We start from the raw sequence: 829 nt of genomic DNA on the forward strand, positions 1-829 counted from the left end.
CCGCGGCGGTGTGTACATAACATACCTGGGAGCGCGGCGATTGGTTCACAACATACCCGGGAGCGCAGCGATTGGTTCATAACATACCCGGGAGCGCGGCTGTTGGCTCATAACATACCTGGGAGCGCGGCGATTGCGAGGGTGTTCATAGTTCTGTGTCACCCATTACTTACAGATCCACGTAGCCGTCGATCCGTCCTTCGAAGTGGATGCTCAGCTGCGACAGCGTCAGGTTCCAGTTTTGCACCGGATGCGTCCACTTTTCGGATGCCTTCAACATACCTGCGTACAGCAGCTTGAGCAATGCGTTTTCATGGGCGAAGCCACCTTTGGTCTTGGTCAGTTTACGGAACTGGCGATGCACCGCCTCAACCGCATTGGTCGTGTAAATCGCTTTGCGCACCTGTTCCGGGTACTTGAAGTAAACGGAGAGATTCTCCCACTTACTCCGCCAGGACTTGATCACCAGCGGGTATTGCGCGCCCCATTTCGCTTCCAGGTCGTCCAACGCCTGTTCGGCGGCATTCTGAGTCGTGGCGCGGTAAACGCACTTCAGATCTGACATAAAAGCTTTCTGGTTCTTGCTGGCCACGTACTTCACGCTGTTGCGGATCTGGTGAACGATACAGAGCTGTACTTCTGTTTTTGGGTAAACGGTTTCTATCGCTTCCGGGAAGCCTTTCAGGCCATCCACCGAGGCGATCAGGATGTCTTTTACGCCCCGGTTCTGCAGATCGGTCAGCACGTTCAGCCAGTAGCGTGCCCCCTCGCTTTCTGAGAGATACAGCCCCAGCAGTTCCTTTTTGCCTTCGATGTTCAGGCCTAAAAT

1 protein-coding gene is annotated in these 829 nt (G+C 54.6%); it reads right to left on the reverse strand.

Annotated features, from left to right (window positions below; translation table 11 throughout):
• Positions 1-169 precede the first annotated feature (169 nt).
• Positions 170-829 (reverse strand): IS256 family transposase (locus Q4563_RS15505; protein ID WP_303605093.1); only part of this gene is annotated, 660 nt, incomplete at its 5' end.

This window comes from Gilvimarinus sp. 1_MG-2023, assembly GCF_030548285.1.